The following is a 16,525-nucleotide window of genomic DNA, read 5'->3' as shown; positions in this document are numbered from 1 at the left end:
GTTCCTTTTTCAGCTCTAGATGATGTACTTGCGCAACTGTCCCCAATACGCGGTGCCGACGTACCCACATGCGCCGGTCAACATTGTCAACGCAATGATTTGATACACCTTGTTTCGGGGAATCTTGACCTTGACCGACGGGTCCAGCAAATCCGGAGCATTCATGATCAGCTTGAGCGATTCACCGGCCGACAATATCGGCCACATACAGGAAAGTCGCAGGCGGATCTCATGTCGAGGAACGCTCATCGTATACGCCCATCCTTGATCAAGATGCTCGACGGCCGTTCGGGCCAGCTTCCGCAGCACGGGGCGCAGGGCAGGTAGGCACTGTGCATCCAGCAAGTCTGCCGGCTTCAGACCGGCTTCAGAGAGCATGGTTTCGGGTATGTAACAACGCCCTTTCCGAAGGTCATGGGAAATGTCCTTCAGGATGTTCGTGAGCTGCAATCCTTTGCCAAAGCGTACGCCAGTTTCCGACATCTGCGCGATGTCCCACGATGACAGCGCTTTTCGGTGCGCGCACATGAGATCGGTCCAAAATTCTCCGACGCATCCCGCCACGTAGTAGGTATAGCGGTCGAGTTCATCGGCTGTCTTCAGCGCAACGAGTTCTCCGACCGATTGGCCGGGGAACACGGTCAAATCCATTTCCATGCCCTGGGTCAGCGTCGCCATCAAACGCCGCACTCGACGTCTGTCGTCCGGGAAAAAGTCCAGAAAGAGGCGGAAACAATCGTCCAGCCGTTCGAGTAGAGTGAGTTCGGCAGAATCACGTTGCAAGGGCGCGACGGCTTGTTGAATCTCGCGTACTTCCGTCCAGGAAATGTCATCGCTGGTAAATTGCGATCTGAGGCGGGCCAGGTAGTCCAACCGTCTCGGCCGATCGATGAGATCGGTGTCCGCGATCGTGTCGGCTGCGCGAGCGAACAGATAGGCGAGACCGACCTGATCCCGCACGTCCGATGGCACAACGGCTAACGTCGTATAAAACAGGCGTGACACACGCTTCAGCAGATCGCGAAGCAGGTGAGACTTGGAGGGCTCTGTGCTCGTGGCCGCACCTATTTGACTTCGAGCTTGCCTTCCATGCCCTTGTCGCGATGGCTCGGAAACGGCCAGAGTCGTTTGTCGCAGTAGATGTCGAATGATCCGGGTCTCGTCGGCGTGAACGTGACGATCACTGTCTTGCCGGCACTCACGTCGCTTTCCACGGATAGACTTCCGGCCGGGTCTTTGATGATAAAATTGTGCGGGGTGATGGTCGTGACGCTCGTCAGTGTTAACTCTACTGGCTTCCCTGCTTCCACGACCAAGTGGTCAGGTTGATAAGAGTAGCTGTCCAGGATCACCTTCATCCGTTGAACGCCGTCGGCACTTGCCGGGACCACGACCGGCGGGCCGAGCTTGACCGGCTCCGTGGCATGACTCAACGACGTCATGACGAAGGGCGCGGTCATCAATAAGGCTGCGGCCAGGCACTTCGTGAGCTTCATAGATGAGAAGGTTCTAACAGGAAGCCGCCACCGGGTCAATCAGCCCTGCCCCTGCTTGACCTTTCGGGTGAAGGGATTATTTGTAGAACGTGCCGACTGTCGGTATTGTATAATAGTCCCACCAACAGCTCGTCTGTAAACCCACGAGCGCGCCGGTTGGGCAAGGAGGATTTTCGATGAAGTGGATCAAAGGTATCGGGCTGTTTCTGATCGCGAACTTTCTCATCTACATCACCCTGTCATTTACCGCGAACCTGCTCATCAATGCGGTTCTGCCGGCATTCGGGATTGACGTCCGAGGGGTCTTCAATCAGCAGCTCCTCGTATGGTCTCTCGTGATCGGCTTTGGCGGCGCCTTTATCAGCTTGGCCTTCTCCAAACAGATGGCCAGGGCCATGCTCGACTGCCAGCAGATCACGCAGCCGCGCTCGCATGCCGAACAGGTGATCTATGGTTCTGTGAGGGAAATCTCCGAGCGCCTGCAGATCACAATGCCGGAGGTCTGGGTGTATCAGTCTCCGGACCCCAACGCCTTCGCCACCGGGCCGAGTAAGAACAATTCAATGGTCGCGGTATCGACTGGTCTGTTGCAGAACCTCAAGGAAGAGGAAGTCAAGGCGGTGCTGGCCCACGAAATGGGCCACGTGTTCAATGGAGACATGTTCACTACGACCATCCTGGCCGGGTTGATGAACACGTTCGTGCATTACATCAGCAACTTCCTGTCGAATATCGTCGGACAGCCGTCGGATCGTGAAGAAGGCAATACAGCCGGAAATCCAATTCTGGCGTTCGTGACGTATATCTTTTTACAGATCGTGCTGTCATTCCTGGCCATGCTCGTCGTAAGTTGGCATTCACGGCGGCGCGAATATGCTGCGGACGCGTTTTCCGCCAGGGTCTACGGCAAGCAATCGATGATCGGTGCGCTGCAGGGCATCGACCGGTGGGTGAAACGCGCTCAATTCGAATATTCGAATCAGGATGCACTGGCGACGATGAAAATTTCAGGCACGTCGTCAGGGGTGATGCATTTGTTTGCCACGCATCCCCCCATTGAAGAGCGGATAGCCGCTCTGGAGCAACTGTAAGGCATCACATTCACCACGGGGAGGTCGTCATGAGGTTCGAGGCGGTGGTCACAGTGCTCGCTTTAGGCATCGGACTTCTGACCGGCCTCCCTGAAGGTCACGCGGCGGAGGAAGGACTTCTCATGGCAGCCAAGACCACGAGTCTGTACGATTTCACGATGGAGGACATCGACGGGAAACCGGTCAATCTTGGGCAATACAAGGGCAAAGTGCTTCTGGTGGTGAACACCGCGAGCTTTTGCGGAAACACGCCCCAATACACCGATCTCGAAACCATTTACGAGCAGTATCACGAGCGTGGTTTTGAAGTCCTCGCGTTTCCTGCCAATAATTTCGGGCAACAGGAACCGGGGACCAATGCGGAAATCAAAGGGTTCTGTCTCACCAAATACAGCGTGAGCTTCCCGCTCTTCGGCAAGATCAGCGTGAAGGGCTCCGACAAGCATCCGCTGTATCAGTACCTGACCGAACAAACTGCATTCCCTGGCGAGGTCGAGTGGAACTTTCAAAAGTACCTGGTCGACCGGTCCGGCAATGTCGTAGCCCGCTTCGCACACCGGACAAAACCGCTTTCTCCGGAAGTGGTCAAAGAGGTTGAGCGGGTATTGGCGGAAAAGTAACCGTCATATTTTCCTGAAGAATGCGATGTGGTCCCGGTATTCCTGGATCGCAGCTCCCAGCGCCGGTGCCCCGCGGGGTATATTGGCATCCAGCGCGTCTTCGACCTGTGCATCATCGATCTCCACATCATACCGGTCCTGAACATTCGTGCGCACGGGCCCTCCCGTCACCTCCCTGGGCATGAAGATCTCCTTCCATACCTCCTTTTCGACCAGGCACACATCGCGGAACCGTTCATACAGCAGTGCAAGTTTCTCAGGGTCGGTCACACGGATTCGTTCTGTCATGCGCACCCCTATGCGTACAAAGATTGAAGGCATGTAGCATTACCGGTTGCGGAGGCGGGAATCAAGAGAGTGGAAACAGAGCACTATTTGGATGGAGAGGCCGGAAGGGAATCCACGATGGTGAACCGCATAGTACCGACTTGATTCACTGCGTGAAACGGTTGCTGCCCCAGCGGCGTGATATAAATTTTGACGACATATTTCCCGATTTCCCACTTTTCTGCCGGCCGTTTCAGCTCCAGAAATCCATAGCGTTCATGGCCAGGGACTTCCAAACTGTCTTTACCGAGCGGCGTGGCGGACAATTGCCCGTCCCCGCGTTCCAGAAACCATTGAGCGCTGAACTGTGCGGGATCCTCAAGTGGAGCCGATTCGAACACGATGTAGATGGCCTGTTGGTCCGGAGTAAACGTCGAGGCGGGATCGATCGGCTTCAGCCGGGGATCCTGAGTGTACCATCCCTTTCGACCAAAGCTGTCCCACTCTACGTCATATCCCCGCGCCATCTTGATCCAGATGAATAACGCTTGGGGAACCCCTTTCCTCTGATCGTCGAACGAGGGAAGCTGCGAGGAATCAATCTCGGTATTCGACTGTTCCTTCGGCGTGACCAGATCTCTGGCCCCCGATGCAGGCTGTACTGTGGTGGTGAGGTGGAAGACGACCGAGAACACGGTCAGGAGCGAACCAACCCCAAACCGGACATATGACGAGAAAATCTGCATGGGACTCGTGAAGTCCTCTCTTCACCATGGTATCGGGAGTTAGTCGGCCGGTCAATACGCACGCCGTTCGCCAGGACTCATTAGGGAACTTCGCCGGCCTATGGTAGGCTGTCATCACACTCGTAATTTATGGACATCAAAGAGACTGCCGGTGAGGCCGGCCACTTCGGTGCAACACCGGAATCGGTGACCGTTCCCGCCCACCACGACCTCGCACAACTGACCCGGCGATACGGTTTCCGCGACGGAGCCTGCCAGGCCATCACGCAAGGATGCGGCGAACAATATCTTTCCGCGTTCGCCCTACTTTTGCACGCGGGCTCATTTCAATTGAGCATTCTGTCCGCCTTACCGCAACTGGTTGGAACTGCGGCACAGATTGCCTCGATCAAATTGCTCCAATGGTTTCCAGACCGCACAGCGCTGATCCGAGCCGGCACCATCGGGCAAGCCGTCTCCTGGCTTCCTATTGTCATGCTGCCGTTGCTCTTTCCAGAAATCGGCGGATGGCTGCTGATTGCCGGAGCCTCCCTGTACTTCGCATGCAACCACTTCACGACACCTACCTGGAACAGCTTCATTGCCGACCATCTCGACGAACATGCGCGCGGGGCGTACTTTGCCAGACGCGCGCAAATCATTGCCAGCATCAGCTTTCTCGCTCTTTGCGCTGCAGGTGGCCTCCTCAGTCTGTGGCAACACATTCCTGCCGCCTGGGTCGGATTCGTGTTTATTTTTCTCGTCGCGGGCGCGGCCCGCATCGCATCGCTCTTTGCCCTTTCGAGGATCCCGCGTACGCATCCTACACCCCACGGCGAAGGACGGCGGGGCTTTCGAAGCTTTCTCGCCGAGACGAGTCCAAACTACCGGCGGTTCCTGTTGTTCTCAGGACTCATGCACATGTCCGTCATGGTAGCGGGCCCGTTCTTCGTGGTCTACATGCTTCGGGATCTTCACTTGTCATATTTCAATTACGGGACATGGCTGGCAGCCGGCATCCTGGGCCAACTGGTTTCGCTGCAAGCCTGGGGCAGGATCGGAGACCGTTTCGGCAACAAAGCGCTGCTTTCGGTGACCGGTCTCATGGTCCCCTTTCTTCCCATGATGTACCTGATCAGTACGGATACGTCGTTCTTGTGCATGGTGAATTTTTTCGGCGGGGTGACCTGGGGAGGCCTCGCCCTTGGCCTGCAGAACTATGTGTTCGACGCCGCGCGGTCAGAAGACCGCGGGAAAGCCGTGGCTGTCTACAGCACGATCAATGCATCGGGTTGGATGGTGGGAGCGCTCGCAGGAAGCTTGCTGGTCGAAACGCTTCCTGCTCGTATGGAGGCCGAGCTGTTTTCATTCCAGTTGGTCTCGAACCTGCCCCTCGTGTTTCTGTTATCCGGAATTTTTAGATTGGGAGTTTCTGCCGGTCTTCTGAACAGCTTCGGCGAAGCCCGCCGCACGGAACGCTTCCGTCGCCGCCATCTTGTACGGGAGCTTCCGTTCCTTAAAACCATCTCTCATTTCCTGATCGGTCCTGCTTCTCGAACCGAGAAATAACCCGGTATTCAGCGAGCCGACGGCGGCTGAGCTGCGCGCTCCGATTCTTCCTTCTTGAGATTGTCAAAGCCCTTATCAGCATGGCCCCTGACCTGATCAGGTGTCGGCTGCGCCATGGGCTTTGGCTTTTCGCTCGAACAGGCGACGATGAGGACGGCCGCCGCAGCCGCCATGCACGACATCATGACCGTCTTCATCCCAACCTGTGTACCTTTTCCCATTGCGAACCCTCCTTCTGATATTGATGAGCAGCGGTCCGAGACGTTACACCGCCTCTTGGCCGTATCGGGTGACATCATACTCCTCGACCTTCATTCATACTACGGTCTCTCTCGATGGAGTCGTCATTGACTGAGATGGCTCGGCGCGCTATTCTCGCTTGGAACCTTAATCTGGAGCATGTCATGTCATTGCGCGATCGCCTCACAGAAGACCTCAAGCTCGCCATGAAAGCCCGCGACCAACTGCGCATGGACGTGATCCGGATGATCAAGGCCGCTGTGCTGAACAAGGAAGTCGAGGTGAAAAAGGACCTCGACGATGCAGAGATGAGCCGCATCATGACGACCATGATCAAACAGCGGAAGGAATCGGTCGAGCAGTACGAAAAAGGCAACCGGGTGGAGTTGGCTGCCAAGGAGCGTCAGGAAATTTCGATCATCGAAGCCTACCTGCCTCGCGCCCTCTCACAGGACCAGTTGGCCGAGATCGTGGATTCCGTCGTTCGCGAAACCCAGGCCGCGTCGCTCAAGGAGATGGGCACGGTCATGAAGGCCGTGATGGCCAAGCTTGCCGGCGCGCCGGTCGACGGCAAACTGGTCAGCGATCTGGTACGCGCCCGTCTTCAATAACGGCGCCCGTCAAACTTCAGGTTTCTCTTTCCTCCCGTCGCGCCCCTGCTATACTCAACCTACGCTTTTCACGATCTCTCGTTCTCCGGATTGAACAGACGAGCGCAGACATCCTGTTATGGGCATCCTGATCGTTGACGACTCACCGGACCAGCACACACTTCTTCGTTCCATTCTCGGGAAAGCGGGTCACACCGATATCCTGAGCGCCGATTCAGCCAAGTCGGCGGATGCCTTTCTCAATACGAGTGGGCACGAAGCCACGAAGCGCGTCGACTTGATCCTCATGGACGTGCTGATGCCCGAGCAGGACGGCGTGGAGGCCTGCAAACAGATCAAGCAATGCGCGCACCTTCGCGACATCCCCGTCATCATGGTGACCGCAAAAAATGACTTGGAGAATCTGCGAGCAGCCTTCGCCGCCGGCGCCAACGACTATATCAACAAGCCTGTCCAGAGCATCGATCTCCTGGCGCGCGTATCCTCTGCTCTGCGACTCAAACAGGAGACGGATGCACGGAAGGCCAGAGAACAGGAACTTCAGCGGTCCAATGAGGAACTCCAACGTGCGCTGAAGGAGGTCAAGGTCCTCCGCGGTCTCATTCCAATCTGCGCATCGTGCAAAAAGATTCGCAATGACGGCGGGTTCTGGCAACAGATCGAAGAATATTTGGGGGAACATTCCGAGGCTGAATTCAGCCACGGCCTGTGCCACCCTTGTATTAAAAAGCTTTATCCTGGTGTTTACCCGGATTAGCTGTTAGGATTTCTTCAGCATTTCCCCTGATTTCAGAGGCACCGAGGACATGAGCATCCTTCTGGTTGACGATTCTCCGGACGATCGCGCGCTTCTCCAATCCATCCTCTCCGCGGCCGGTTATGACAGCATTCTCGTCGCTGAATCCGCCTCCACTGCCTTCAGGCATTTGGGCATGGACGGTGGCAAGCACGGGGCCGCCCGCGTCGATCTGATCCTGATGGACATCATCATGCCCGAAATGAACGGCATCGAGGCCTGCAGACAAATCAAGGCCGTCGAGCGCTACCGGGACACCCCCATCATCATGGTGACGGTCAAGACCGACCCGGTGGACCTTCAACTGGCTTTTGCCGCCGGGGCGCTGGACTATATCGCCAAGCCGATCAACAAGATTGAATTACTGACCAGAGTCCGTTCGGTGCTTCGCCTCGTTCACGAAATCGAACGGCGGCGCGCGCGCGAGCAGGAGTTGCTCGAAGTGATGCGCCAACTTCAGGAAGCCAACCAAATGTTGCTCCGTCTCTCCTGTCTTGACGGTCTGACGGGAATCACGAACCGGCGGCAGTTCGACGACTTCCTGGATCAGGAATGGCGCCGCGCAGTCCGCGAATCGACGCCGCTCTCGCTCATCATGCTGGACATCGATCGTTTTAAAACCTACAACGATAACCAAGGACACACGGCCGGTGACGAGTGTCTTCGCCAAGTGGCCAATGCGATCTCCGGAGCAGTGAACCGCCCCGGAGACCTCGTCGCACGATATGGTGGCGACGAGTTTGTCGTCGTGCTGCCGGGCACCACCACGGACGGCGCCGCACAGGTCGCCGAGACGTTGCGCCGCCGGATCGAATCGCTCGGCATCACCCACTCGGACGGAGATCTGATGACCATCAGCGTGGGCTTTGCCAGCACCATTCCCAACCGAAACGCCTCACAAACTGATTTGATCAAGGCTGCGGATCAGGCTCTCTATCAGGCCAAACAGGATGGCCGCAACCGCGCCAGGCAGGCCGGCATCCTCACCCTCGTGCCCCACTCGCACGACGACTAACGCATTGCGCTGCAAACGTTTTGGGGTTCAATCAGCCAGGCCATGCCACGTCATCCACGTCCGGTCAGGTCTAAAGGTAAGAAGAATACCGCCTCCGGCTCCACCGGCAAACGTAGCCGGCCGCTCCTGACCATCCGTCCAACTTCCCGTACGGCCCAACCTCAACAGCAACCGCAGCCTGCCTTCCAAGATCCCGGGGTGCTCATGGAGCGCTATCAGGAAACGCTGAGGTCCCTCGCGCAGAGCGAGGCGCTGAACAGCGGCGATCTGCTGCAGGCCTTTCAAGTCATCACGGAAGCCTGCAGAAACCTTTTGCAGGTGGACCGCGCCAGCATCTGGCTGTTCGCCGAGGACCGGATGTCCATTGGACTGGCCGACCTGTATGATCACGCATCGCAACAGCACAGCGCCGGCCTGACGCTCAAATCGACCGACTATCCCTTCTATTTTCAGACACTGGCCCGCGAAGAGCGGGCCATCGCGGCTCACGATGCACACCGGGATCCCAGAACGAGAGAGTTCATCAAGAACTATCTCACGCCGCTGAATATCGGGGCCATGCTCGATGCTCCGATCCGTCAGAAGGGCCTTGTGGCAGGGGTGTTATGCCTCGAACACACCGGTGGACCGAGACGATGGACCGTCTATGAGGAGCAAGTCGCGAGTTCGCTTGCGACGATGACCACGCTCGCACTCGTCGCGGCCGAACGGCGCGAAGCCGAGGCGGCGCTCCGGCTCGCCAAAGAAGCCGCCGAAGTCGCCAGCCGCGCAAAGAGTGAATTCCTGGCCAGCGTCAGTCACGAGATCAGAACACCGATGAACGCGATCATTGGAATGGCGGACTTGCTCTGGGAAACGGAGCTGACGTCGGATCAACGCAAATATCTGCGCAGCTTCCGCCGTGCCGGCAGCAACCTGCTCACCCTGATCAACGACATCCTGGATCTGTCGAAAGTCGAAGCCGGGCATATCGAATTGGAATCCATCGAATTCGACCTCAATGATCTGGTGGAGAAAGCGATCGAAATCCTGGCGATGCGGGCCAACGAGAAGGGTCTGGAGTTGGCTTGTCACGTCAACCCTGACGTCCCTTGCGCCGTCATCGGTGATCCGAACCGGCTGCACCAGATCCTCATCAACCTGCTCAGCAATGCGATCAAGTTCACCGATGCCGGGTCCGTCATCGTCGAGGTTTGCAACGATCCCGACCGACGCAGCGCCGGCGCCGTCCGCTTCTCGGTCACAGATACCGGGATCGGCATCCCCGGCAATAAGTTGGCAATGATCTTTGAAAGTTTTACGCAAGCTCACGCCTCGACGACCCGCAAATACGGCGGGACGGGGCTCGGCCTGACGATTTCGAAGCAATTGGCCGAACTCATGGGAGGGCGCATCTGGGTGGATAGCACCGTGGGCGGGGGCAGCACGTTTCATTGCTGCGTGAAGCTTGGGATTCAGCTCAATCGACCCCCGGCACACGATACAGCAGGGATCAATCTTTCCGGGGTTCGCGCTTTGGTCGTCGATGACCACCACACGAATCGGCAAATTCTCCGCGAAACGTTGACCGCATGGGGTGCCGAGGTGGTCGCGGCGTCCGGCGGCGTCAAGGCGCTGTCTGAACTGCGCCGGGCGGCGGAGATGACACAGCCGTTCTCGCTGCTCCTGCTCGATTGCCGTATGGCCGATATGGAAGGCTTCGCCCTCGTGGAGCAGATCAGACAGGAGAAGTACGATGCCGGGATGACCATCGTCATGCTCGCGTCTCAGAACTGGGTCGACGATATCGCCAAGACCTACGACCTCGGACTTGGCGGATATCTGATCAAGCCGATCCGACGCTCCGACCTCCTTCAAACGATCAGCATTGCGCTCGATCGTTCGAAGGGACTTTCCCGCACTCCTGCCCCGCGATCAACACCGACTGTTACCCCTGCTCCTACGAGACCATTGAATATCCTGTTGGTGGAAGATTCACCCGACAATCAGTTCCTTATCCGGTCCTATCTCAAGCAGACGCAGTATCAACTGGATATCGCCGAACACGGAGCCGTCGCCATCGAAAAGTTCAAGACCGGTCACTACGATTTGATTCTCATGGACATGCAGATGCCGGTGATGGACGGGTATGAAGCGACAAAGGCCATCCGCGCATGGGAATTCGAGCATGACGTCCCACAAACCAACATCATCGCCCTGACCGCACTGGCCTTGAAAGAAGAGAGCGAACGGATTCTCGAGGCGGGCTGCAATGCGCACATGACGAAACCGGTCAAGAAACAGACGCTCCTGGAAGTTCTCCAGGCCTGCAAAGGACGTCCAACATCATGACCGACCGATCTTCCACTCCGGACGGCGCGCGCGTCATTGTGACCATCGACGCCGATCTCGAAGAGATCGTCCCGGGGTTCCTCGACAATCGCAGAAAAGACATCGACACGTTGTACGACGCGCTGCAAACCAACGACATGAAAACCATTCGCCTCCTGGGACATCGCATGAAGGGTGACGGAGGCGGTTACGGCTTTGAGGCGATCAGTGAAATCGGCGATGTTCTCGAGCAGGCTGCGATACGGGGGGACCAGCAGGTTATCAGGAACCAAGTTGGCAAATTACAGGACTTTCTCATGAAGGTCGACGTCATCTACCGCCGCTGATATCAGCCCTCTGCTCGGTGGAAATTCCTCCTCAGCAGGCCGAATGTGTTTCTTCCTTCTTACGTCACGCTATCTGCCCGAGCTGTCGCAGCTGCGACCTGCCGGGAAAGACAGTGCCCGCACTTTTCGGCCCGGAGACGAAACAGCCGAACCATAGAGATACGGCGACTGGTCATACCCTTGACGCCATGCAACGTCATGGTCGCGACTGATGTGTGCGTGGGAACCGATACCGATGGCTCCGGTGGATCAACCGGGGTGTCGTCCGATCGTGGAGTCACCAGGTGAGATCGAACAACCCAATCGCGGATCCGGAGCGTCCTCGAAGACCTGGGCAAGATCAGCTGTAAGCGGCACCTCCCGCTCGTACACGACAAAGTTGTATGGATCGTTCGCCGTAAGGCCATATTTGTTGATGAGCATCTGATGCTGGCGTTCCGACTGAATATGGTAACGGACGCGAGTCTTGATCGTGAGCCCTGACAGATCCTCCGGCAAGCGGTGTGTGAACGTGTAATTCCGGCTGGCCAACGGCATGAGACGATTATCGTACAATTCGACAATGGCCGGTTGCCACATGATCCACCGTCCCATCGTGTCCTGCTGTTGTTTGAGGACCCGGCCGTCCCGATCCAACAGTTCGAACTCGACCGTGAAATGGCGGTCGGGATCACCGGTGGGAAGTTTGTGACCGGCGCCGGCATTGACCACCGTCAGCGTCACTTCGATGTTGTCTCCCCCTTTGGGTTGTGAGGGATTTGCTACGACTTGTACGGCGACCGCCCGCTTGACCATGTCCGGATCGTGCCCTCCGCGCCAGAGATGTTGACGTCCCTGCCGTATGGGACCGTCAGCCGCAACTGGACGGGTGATCTCGGGCATGTGGCAGCTCTGGCAAATAAATCCCCGCTCCTTCATGAAAAACTTGCCCTCGTATTCGGCATAGGTTCCGCACGGCCCCCCATTGTAAAATTGCGCGGGCCCTCCGACGACGCTGTGGCAGCGGTAGCAGACCTGGGTGGTACGGAAGGACGGATCGAACTTGGTCGGATGCGGTGCCACTGAATCTTCGAACGGTCCGAGAATGGCACCGTCGCGCACATGACAGGCTGCGCAGGTCACGCCTTCCTTCTGATACTCGGCATCGAAGTGCGGATTGGGGATCTGATGGGATTTTTCGACTCGGTTGCGTGGAATCTCCTTAATCAAGGTGGCTTGCTGGTTCTCCAACGGCGTATGGCAGTTCAAACAGACCCATACATGTTTGTCCTTGTTCCAGTAGGCTTGAAAGAACGGATCCACAAAGGCCTGTGAGTGGATGCTGGTCTTCCATTCCTCGTAGATCGCTCGATGGCACTGCCCGCATGATTCCGCTTTGAGGCTGGTCAACCCTTCTGGAATCTTCTGAAGCGGGATGGCGTGCGCATAGTCCGAGCGCAGACCGAAAATCACGGTCGGCTTGATCTCGGTGTAATACACATAGACCAGCCCGGCAATCACGCCCAGTGCCGGAAGAATTTTCGCTGCCAGCTTCATGAAGAAGTGGAATCGTGCAAGGCCGGCTATCGTTTGTCCGTCAGGTGGCGGTAAAGGATCGAACTCAACGTCAGCAGCCCCAGAAACGTCAGGGCCAGAATCACCCTTGGCGATGCAATCTCCGACAGGGAATTGATACTGCCGAGTTGGCTGCCGGCATAGGCATAGACGAAACTTCCGGGAATGATCCCCAGGGCCGTCGCCCCAACGTAGGCGGCAGTGGACATGCGCGTGAGTCCTGACAAGAGATTCACAAGAAAGAACGGAAACAACGGGATCAGGCGCAATGTCAGCAGGTACGAGAAGGCGTTCTTGCTAAATCCCTCCTGCAGCGCCTCCATGCGATGCCCGAATTTTCGCTGCACCCAGTCTTGCAAGAGATAGCGGGCGGCCAGGAACACCAGCGTTGCGCCGGTCGTGGCGGCGATATTGACGAACAGGGTTCCCAGCAAGCCCCCGAACAGGAACCCGCCAAGGAGTGTCATCATGGTAGCCCCGGGTAGCGAACAGGCGGTTTGAACGATATACAGGCCGATGAAGGCCGTCACCGCCAGAAGATAGTGACTCTGTGCGAGTTCCAGCAGCCGGTCTCGATTCGCCTTGATGACATCCAGCGACAAGTACGTCGTGACGTCGAAATATACGAACGCGAACACCGTTACAAGCACAAATCCTCCGAGAGCGATTCGCCCCGTCATGGATGGCTCGTCAGGTCGGCCGACAGTCGTCGTCGCATCCTGTGACATGCATTGCCTTCGATTCTGCTATAACAACCAAGAGACAGTCTCATCGGCGTGACATGGAAACAAGGCAGGTTCGACGAGCGTGGGTGACAGGAAGTCTTTCACTGGCAATCAGCCATGCCATCGCATATATCACACCGTTGCACGAGTGGACCGGCTTCTGGCTCCGAGGATCGTTCGTGGTTGCCTACCAAGTGTTCTTCGTCCTACTTTTCTTACCCTGCGCCGTATGGATTGCACGACGGTATCTTAAAAGACCTCGCTCCTTTCTCGCAATGGCCGCCTGGGGTACCGGTCTCGGGTATCTGTCCGGCCTGGCCGCATTGCTGCTTCATCCGCTGGCGCAAGCCAATGGATGGGATTTATTTCTCAAGTCGCTACGACTTCCCACCCTGGAGGCGGTTGCCGCCTTGCTATGGTTTCCTGTCCGGCTGTTAAGCTATCTCATCGGTGCGATGACTGGTATCGCCATCGCCCTATTGCTGCACTTCTCCAATCAGCGTCTGAACGGCGGCCGAGCATGAAACTTTTCCAAAACCGGTCACCCCTTGCCGTCTTGCTCATGTTCCTGCTCATGTTGGGGTGGCTCTGCAACCCAACGGAGATCTTTGCGAATTCTGCCACCGATTTTCTTCCCGCGGTTCCCGGCTTGAACGTGGAAGGCATCTCAGGACCCGCACAGATGCTCACGATCACCGCCGCGGATGTGCGCGCGTCATTGAGTTATTCAGACTCAGGGACCGTGACGAGCCGGTCGGTCTGGAATCGCCATGGTGCCCCGGACGACCCGCCCGAACGCTATGTGTATCGGTATGAAAGAACGGGCCGACTGTTGGGAGAGTGGCTGACGGATCCCGATCTCGGACCGGTCCCGATCAGACTTCTGTCATACAGCAAAGAGGGGCGTACTGCGGCCGAGGCGGCCTACCATGCCTGCCGCACGTTTTCCTCCCTCGTGCTCTACGCCTATGACTCGATCGGACGGCTGGTCGAAGAGACCCGATTTGAAAGTCGGCGTCTTTTACGGCGCTATTTTTCTTATGCAGCCGACGGAACGCTGGCACGAACCATGACTGAACGAAATGGGCTTCCCTTCGCCGCATCGTCTTATGAGTACGATACTGCCGGACGGGTCGTGACGGTTCGGTCAGGTCCACCGAGTGGCGGTGAAGTGCGCACCATGCGAATTCGGTACGATGAGAGAGGACTTGCCGCTGAGATCACGCAGAAAGACGCTGAGAATCCTTCCCTCAACAAAACGGAGCTGATCTCGTACGACTATGACTTACGCGGCAACTGGACCACACGCACCATCAGGCGCGTCCTGAATCCTGTCGATGCGAACGGACAGCCGATTGAGGATGACGTGGAACAGGTCGAGCGCGAGATCGCATATCAATGACGTCATCGGCAAGGAGAGCCCCTCTCCACAGGGACCATCCTCCGACACCTGCCACCGGACCGCATCCGGCGATCGAAAGGGAAGCCCTGAGCCTCTGCAATGTCGAACTGATGACCTATTCCTGACGAGACCGTCCCCGTTCGTGCTGCACGGATTCGAGCCCGCTGTCGATACTTTCGCGCAAGACGGCTTTCTTGGACTCAACGTATTGCTTGCCGTCTTCCAGCATCTCATCAAATGCGTCCCCAGCCCGATCCGCCATGTCCCGAATGTTTCTTTGCGCCCGCCTGGCGTATCGACGAAGCTGGTTGCGGGATCTCTCTCCGGACTGCGGGGCCAACAATAAGGCCGCCACTGCTCCAACGGCCGCGCCGCTCAACAGGGCCACCAGTGCCGTGGCGGAAGTATCTCGTTCCTCAATAACCGGCATTCTGCCCCCATATCGTGTCCGTTCACGCATGACCTGCGTCGCGGCCCTCAATCCGGCAATGACGCTCGCCACCTCGCCGAGAAATGCCTCCCCCGTCGCCTTCACATCGGTCTTTCCATAGCTCATGGGCTCCCTCCCGTTGCGACAGGATGATCATCCCATCCTGCCGAAATTTTCATTTGTGTGATGAATTTGAGTATGCCAACCGAACTGCCCTTACACAAGAGACTCTTTTCTCGTCACTAGGACCTGCCGAGGGTTCACCCATTGAGAAGCGCGGGGTGCCTGCATTCCCGCAAACGGCCTGGTTGCTTTTCTCTGTGGTTTTAACTATATGTCTCCTTCCCGATGCAGAAGTGTATGGTCACTCGTCGCAAAGGAGATTGCATGATGCGTAAGTTACTGGTTCTCGGATCCATCGCTCTGATGCTCAACTGGTCGGTTCCGGGAGTGTTCGCCGACGAGGGAGGAAGCGCCGCGCACAAATCGACACACTTGAGAGTGAGCGGAGTGGTTACCAAAGTGAAGTCCGGCCAGACGACGGTCAAGACTTCGTGGGGCACCATGACGATTGCGTCGACCCTGACTCCAAAGAATCTTACGGTGGGGGAAGAGGTCGATATGCAGGTCAACGAGAACAATGCCGTGATCGACGTGCACCGGAAAGGCGACAAGGCGCACGCGCACCGATTCGTCTCCGGCAATTTGACCTATACCTCCGAAGACAGGAAGGAGATCAAACTGTGGACGCCGGAGGGAGAGAAGGCATTCGATGTACAGACGGGACGCTCTCAGCTCTCGTCGATTCAGGAAGGTACGCCCGTCACGATCGAATTGAACGAAGCGGGCAAAGTCATCGATGTGCATCGCTTCACCGTCGAGATGACCATTGGTTCCCATCCCCGCACCAAGCCCGGCCACATCCTTCAAGTCAACGGGACGGTAGCGAAGATTCAATCCGGGCTGATTTTCGTGAAGACGCCGGCGGGACAATACACGATCAGCGCGAAGACGGCTCCCAAAGACGCCGCAGTTGGAGACGAGGTGTCGCTCTGGATCAATGAAGAGAATATGGTCATCGATCACCACGGAACTGCAAAGCACACGCAGGGAGCGCATCGCCTCATCTTCGGGAAATTGATCTATGCCGGGAAGACCAAAAAGGAAATCAAGTTGCAGACCCCGGAAGGCGAAAAGGTTTTCCCGCTTGAGCGCATGGAGGTCAAGACCAAGCCGATCAAGGAAGGATCGTACATCGTCGTGGAATTGAACGAAGAAGGCAGCGTCGTCGATCTCCGCAAAGCACAGTAGTCGAACACAGAGCCGC

19 protein-coding genes are annotated in these 16,525 nt (G+C 57.0%); 11 read left to right on the top strand and 8 right to left on the bottom strand.

The window, feature by feature from the left end; all coding sequences use genetic code 11:
* Positions 1-15: 15 nt before the first annotated feature.
* The gene (locus W02_RS17365; RefSeq protein WP_197742052.1) at positions 16-1,005 is read right to left on the bottom strand and encodes a phytoene/squalene synthase family protein; all 990 of its coding nucleotides are present in this window, start codon (positions 1,003-1,005) and stop codon (positions 16-18) included.
* A 59-nt stretch (positions 1,006-1,064) separates the two neighbouring features.
* Positions 1,065-1,496 (bottom strand): cupredoxin domain-containing protein, encoded by a 432-nt coding sequence (locus W02_RS17360; protein ID WP_173049958.1) that lies wholly within the window; start codon positions 1,494-1,496, stop codon positions 1,065-1,067.
* A gap of 176 nt (positions 1,497-1,672) precedes the next feature.
* Between W02_RS17360 and htpX the strand changes: the two genes are divergently transcribed.
* Both htpX and W02_RS17350 read left to right on the top strand, forming a co-directional pair.
* The gene (htpX, locus tag W02_RS17355) at positions 1,673-2,587 is read left to right on the top strand and encodes a protease HtpX (RefSeq protein ID WP_173049956.1); all 915 of its coding nucleotides are present in this window, start codon (positions 1,673-1,675) and stop codon (positions 2,585-2,587) included.
* 29 nt (positions 2,588-2,616) lie between these two features.
* Positions 2,617-3,207, top strand: a complete 591-nt coding sequence (locus tag W02_RS17350; RefSeq protein WP_173049954.1) for a glutathione peroxidase — start codon at positions 2,617-2,619, stop codon at positions 3,205-3,207.
* A 3-nt stretch (positions 3,208-3,210) separates the two neighbouring features.
* On the opposite strand, the gene W02_RS17345 is transcribed toward W02_RS17350, so the two are convergent.
* Positions 3,211-3,495, bottom strand: a complete 285-nt coding sequence (locus W02_RS17345; RefSeq protein WP_173049952.1) for a hypothetical protein — start codon at positions 3,493-3,495, stop codon at positions 3,211-3,213.
* An 83-nt stretch (positions 3,496-3,578) separates the two neighbouring features.
* Positions 3,579-4,220, bottom strand: a complete 642-nt coding sequence (locus W02_RS17340; RefSeq protein WP_173049950.1) for a hypothetical protein — start codon at positions 4,218-4,220, stop codon at positions 3,579-3,581.
* A gap of 129 nt (positions 4,221-4,349) precedes the next feature.
* On the opposite strand from W02_RS17340, the gene W02_RS17335 reads away from it, so the two are divergent.
* Positions 4,350-5,768: an MFS transporter gene (locus tag W02_RS17335; protein ID WP_173049948.1), complete on the top strand. Its 1,419-nt coding sequence runs from the start codon at positions 4,350-4,352 to the stop codon at positions 5,766-5,768.
* Between the two features lie 8 nt (positions 5,769-5,776).
* On the opposite strand, the gene W02_RS17330 is transcribed toward W02_RS17335, so the two are convergent.
* Complete coding sequence (locus tag W02_RS17330; RefSeq protein WP_173049946.1) at positions 5,777-5,989, bottom strand: hypothetical protein; 213 nt, start codon at positions 5,987-5,989, stop codon at positions 5,777-5,779.
* Positions 5,990-6,172: 183 nt separating this feature from the next.
* On the opposite strand from W02_RS17330, the gene W02_RS17325 reads away from it, so the two are divergent.
* The 5 genes from W02_RS17325 (at position 6,173) to W02_RS17305 (ending at position 11,087) form a co-directional block, all read left to right on the top strand.
* Complete coding sequence (locus W02_RS17325) at positions 6,173-6,619, top strand: GatB/YqeY domain-containing protein (RefSeq protein WP_173049944.1); 447 nt, start codon at positions 6,173-6,175, stop codon at positions 6,617-6,619.
* 118 nt (positions 6,620-6,737) lie between these two features.
* The gene (locus W02_RS17320) at positions 6,738-7,376 is read left to right on the top strand and encodes a PleD family two-component system response regulator (RefSeq protein WP_173049942.1); all 639 of its coding nucleotides are present in this window, start codon (positions 6,738-6,740) and stop codon (positions 7,374-7,376) included.
* Positions 7,377-7,425: 49 nt separating this feature from the next.
* Entirely contained in the window at positions 7,426-8,430 is a 1,005-nt protein-coding gene (locus W02_RS17315) for a diguanylate cyclase domain-containing protein (protein ID WP_173049940.1), read from the top strand.
* A gap of 42 nt (positions 8,431-8,472) precedes the next feature.
* Positions 8,473-10,761 (top strand): response regulator, encoded by a 2,289-nt coding sequence (locus W02_RS17310; RefSeq protein ID WP_173049932.1) that lies wholly within the window; start codon positions 8,473-8,475, stop codon positions 10,759-10,761.
* A complete protein-coding gene (locus tag W02_RS17305; protein ID WP_173049930.1) occupies positions 10,758-11,087 on the top strand; it encodes an Hpt domain-containing protein in 330 nt (109 codons plus the stop codon). The genes W02_RS17310 and W02_RS17305 overlap by 4 nt, the downstream gene beginning before the upstream one ends.
* A 249-nt stretch (positions 11,088-11,336) precedes the next feature.
* Here the strand turns inward: W02_RS17305 and W02_RS17300 are convergent, their stop codons facing one another.
* Both W02_RS17300 and W02_RS17295 read right to left on the bottom strand, forming a co-directional pair.
* A complete protein-coding gene (locus tag W02_RS17300; RefSeq protein ID WP_173049928.1) occupies positions 11,337-12,623 on the bottom strand; it encodes a hypothetical protein in 1,287 nt (428 codons plus the stop codon).
* A gap of 26 nt (positions 12,624-12,649) precedes the next feature.
* Positions 12,650-13,321 carry a TVP38/TMEM64 family protein gene (locus tag W02_RS17295; RefSeq protein ID WP_232068583.1) on the bottom strand — a complete coding sequence of 224 codons (672 nt, stop codon included), beginning with the start codon at positions 13,319-13,321 and terminating at the stop codon, positions 12,650-12,652.
* A gap of 101 nt (positions 13,322-13,422) precedes the next feature.
* Between W02_RS17295 and W02_RS17290 the strand changes: the two genes are divergently transcribed.
* The gene (locus tag W02_RS17290) at positions 13,423-13,890 is read left to right on the top strand and encodes a hypothetical protein (protein ID WP_173049924.1); all 468 of its coding nucleotides are present in this window, start codon (positions 13,423-13,425) and stop codon (positions 13,888-13,890) included.
* Positions 13,887-14,768, top strand: a complete 882-nt coding sequence (locus W02_RS17285; protein WP_173049922.1) for a hypothetical protein — start codon at positions 13,887-13,889, stop codon at positions 14,766-14,768. The genes W02_RS17290 and W02_RS17285 overlap by 4 nt, the downstream gene beginning before the upstream one ends.
* 115 nt (positions 14,769-14,883) lie before the next feature.
* Here W02_RS17285 and W02_RS17280 read toward each other — a convergent pair whose 3' ends face one another.
* Entirely contained in the window at positions 14,884-15,324 is a 441-nt protein-coding gene (locus W02_RS17280) for a YtxH domain-containing protein (protein ID WP_173049920.1), read from the bottom strand.
* A gap of 261 nt (positions 15,325-15,585) precedes the next feature.
* On the opposite strand from W02_RS17280, the gene W02_RS17275 reads away from it, so the two are divergent.
* Positions 15,586-16,509, top strand: coding sequence for a hypothetical protein (locus W02_RS17275; protein WP_173049917.1), 924 nt, complete (start codon positions 15,586-15,588; stop codon positions 16,507-16,509).
* The last annotated feature ends 16 nt before the right edge of the window (positions 16,510-16,525 follow it).

Origin of the sequence: Nitrospira sp. KM1 (genome assembly GCF_011405515.1) — a bacterium.
Taxonomy (GTDB): Bacteria; Nitrospirota; Nitrospiria; order Nitrospirales; family Nitrospiraceae; genus Nitrospira_C.
This window is presented reverse-complemented; position numbering and strand designations above follow the sequence as displayed.